This window comes from Mycobacterium sp. TH-M15, assembly GCF_057473705.1.
On sequence record NZ_JBYCLB010000137.1, the window covers coordinates 1 to 3,214 of the forward strand.

Genomic DNA, 3,214 nt, shown 5'->3' on the forward strand with positions numbered 1-3,214 from the left:
CCGACGTCCCGGTGATCTCGCGCAGCGGACGCACGGTGACACCGGGTGCCGACATGTCGCAGATGAACGCGCTGATGCCTTTGTGTTTGGGCGCCTCGGCGTCGGTGCGGGCCAGCAGGTAGCCGAACTGCGCCCAGTGCCCGTCGGTCGTCCACACCTTCTGACCGTTGACGCGGTAGATGCCCCCGTCGAGCACCGCCTTGGTGCGCAGCGCGGCCAGGTCGCTACCGGCGCCAGGCTCGGAGAACAGCTGGCACCACTTCTGCTGGCCCGCGCGGATCGCCGGCAGGTGCCGGCTGCGCTGCTCTTCTGTGCCGTAGGCGATCAGCGCCTGGGCGGCCAGCACGTTACCGCTGGGTAGGCCGGGCGCCTGCGCCCGCGCCAGCTCCTCGCCGACCACCACCCCGTGTTCAGTCGTCCAGCCGTCGCGGCCACCGTATTCGGCCGGCCAGTCCGCGCCGACGTAGCCGGCCTGATAGAGCCGGGCCGCCCACTGATTGAGGAGTTCATTCTCGTGGGCGTCCTCGGCACTGCGGACACCGGCGCGCGGCGGGATCGCCGGTGCATGCGTAGCGATGAACTGCCGTACCTCCGCGCGGAAGGCCTGCAGTTCCGGACCCGTCCCGTATTCCATCGGTCTAGTGCCCTCCGTCAGCGACTCGTCATCGTGCCAATGCCCGTTCGAGGCGCTGTTCCTGCAACGAGGCCAGCAGCTCGCGTGCGGCGTGGTCGCGCAGCGCCTCGGCCCGGCCTACCGCCACGGCGTTGGCCTGAGCGCGGCGCAGCAGCAGATGGGCGGGGTGCTCCCAGGTGAAGCCGATCCCGCCGTGGATCTGAATCGTCGCCTCGGCGGCGCTGACCGCGCCGTCCAGGGCGGCTGCGGCGGCCAGGTTGACCAGGCAGTCCGACTCGTCGGCGTCGAGATCAGCCTCGGCGGCGGCCAGTACCTGGCTTCGCGCGCCTTCCAGCGCGACGAGCATGTCGGCGCAGCGGTGCGAGATCGCCTGGAAGCTGCCGATCGGTCGGCCGAATTGCTGACGCTCACCGGCCCAGGCCACCGCCGTGCTCAGCGCGCGCGCTGAGACGCCGACCGAGTCGGCGGCCACGGCCAGCAGGGCCCGCCGCCGGGCGCTGCGCAGACCATGCCGAAGAGTGCTGCCGGAGCTCAGCGGCTGTCCGGTCGCGCCGCTGAGCGTCACCGAACCGATGGTCGCGGTCAGGTCCAGCGGCTGCTGCGCGGCGACGTGCACGCCCGCGTCGCCGGGATCCACGGCGACGAGCAGTTCACCCTCGCCGCGCTCGGATCGGGCTAGCACCAGCAGGATCTCGGCCACCGGGGCTCCGGCTACGACGGGCACGACTCCGGTGAGTGCAGAGCCGTCCCAGACCGGCAGGTCGATACCGCTGGTGACCCAGCCGTCATCGTGGAGCGGCACGGCGAACGCGGCCGCAGCCCCGGCGGTGATGCGCTTCGCGGCCGCGGTGGCGCCGGTCTGCACGGCGACGTCGAGGGCGATGACGGTGGGAACGAGCGGCGCGGGCACCAGTGCCGCGGCGGCCTCCTCGATGGCCGCATACAGCAGCCGTGGCGCGGCACCGGCGCCGCCCGCCGATTCCTCGACCGCCAACCCAGGCAGCCCGAAGTCGACCAGCGCCGACCACACCGCGGGGTCAGCGATATCGAATCGCCGGCCGGGGTCCAGCAGCGCGGTCACGTCGACACGCGTGCGCAGCACCGTGGCCAGCACATCGCGTAACTCGACTTCGGTGGGCTCGGTCACGGCCAGCGGGGCACCCGGAATGACCGCCGCTTCCCGCGTGCCTTCACCTCGGTGGGACGGCAGGCCCAGCACCGCCTCGGCGATGGTATTGCGCTGAATCTCGGCGGTGCCCGCCCCGATGGTGGTGGCGCGGCTCATCAGGTAACCGTAGGTCCAGCGCCCGCCGTCGACGGCGTCGGCGGCGCGGCTGCCCAGCGCGGCGCGCGGACCGCTGGCGCGCAACGCCAGGGCATGCATGCGTTGCTCGAACTCCGATTTGACCAGCCGGTTGACCGAAGCGACCCCGCCGGGGTCCTCACCGCGCAGCACGGCCGACAGCGCCCGGGCGCTGTTGGCGGCGATGGCGTGCACGTCGGACTCCAGCCGGGCGATGTGCTGGCGCACCAGCGGATCGGAGTCGAGCCCGCGCGTCACCAGCAGCCTGACCACCTGGTCGACCGTGCGGCGGTACTTGAACTCGTCGGCGAGGAATGCCGTGGCGCGCTCATGGCCCAGCGAGGTCCGCATGATCGACCAGCCCTGTCCTTCGACGCCGATGCGATTGTCGACGGGTACCACGACGTCGTCGAAGAACACCTCGGCGAAGTGCGCGCCACCGCTGATGTCGCGCAGCGGACGCACGGTGATTCCCGGGCTGTCCATCGGGATCAGCAGGTAGGTGATGCCGTCGGTGCTGCGGCCGGGCGGCCCGGTACGCACCAGCGCGAACATCCAGTCAGCACGGTCGGCCATCGACGTCCACACCTTCTGGCCGGTGATCCGATAGATGGCGCCGTCGCGGACCGCGCGGGTGGACAATGACGCCAGGTCGCTGCCTGCACCCGGTTCGGAGAATCCCTGACACCAGAACTCGTCGGCCCGCAGCAACGGCCGCAGGAAACGATCCTTCTGCTCCTGTGTGCCGTGGGAGATCAATGTGGGCGCGAGGATGAACGACAGCTGGCACGGGTGTGGCGGCGCGCCGGCCGCCGTGGTCATCCGGTAGTAGTCGAGCTGCTCTTCGACGGAAAGTTCCAGCCCACCAGCAGATTTGGGCCATCCTGGCGCGGCGAGCCCATGGTCCACGAGCTCGGCATGCCAGGCTCGCGCGGCCGCGACCCGGTCAATCTTGACCCCGTCGGCCTTGGCTGCGGCTCTGGGCTCGGCCTGCCGACGGACGTAGTCGGCAAGCAACTCCTGGAGCCGGGGTCGCCACTCGGTGGACTGGTTCACAGAAAAACCTAACATAGTTAACTTGGTGAGTTACCTACGATCAGTGTCCATCGTGACGGGGCCTCTTGGCAAGAAGCGGCGCGAGTCCCCGAGGATCAGGGTGTGTTACCGGCAGATGGCAACCCCGTCGCGGGCGGCCCGCCCGCCCTTACGGTGGCCGCCAAGTCCAGCGGCCCCTCGGTGACCACTGCCTGCAGGAGTCCGAGATCCGCTCCGGCCTG

At 70.6% G+C, this 3,214-nt stretch carries 2 protein-coding genes; both read right to left on the reverse strand.

What is annotated here, in order from left to right; all coding sequences use genetic code 11:
- The coding region (locus AC2VNT_RS03395; RefSeq protein ID WP_486945517.1) for an acyl-CoA dehydrogenase family protein at positions 1–634 on the reverse strand (634 nt) is incomplete at its 3' end.
- 28 nt (positions 635–662) lie between these two features.
- On the reverse strand, positions 663–3,008 hold the full coding sequence (locus AC2VNT_RS03400) for an acyl-CoA dehydrogenase family protein (RefSeq protein ID WP_486945518.1): 2,346 nt from the start codon (positions 3,006–3,008) through the stop codon (positions 663–665).
- Between the last annotated feature and the right edge of the window lie 206 nt (positions 3,009–3,214).

Excerpts from the sequence above, each read along its gene's own strand:
- AC2VNT_RS03400 (WP_486945518.1), bottom strand. The coding sequence starts at position 3,008 with ATGTTAGGTTTTTCTGTGAACCAGTCCACCGAGTGGCGACCCCGGCTC.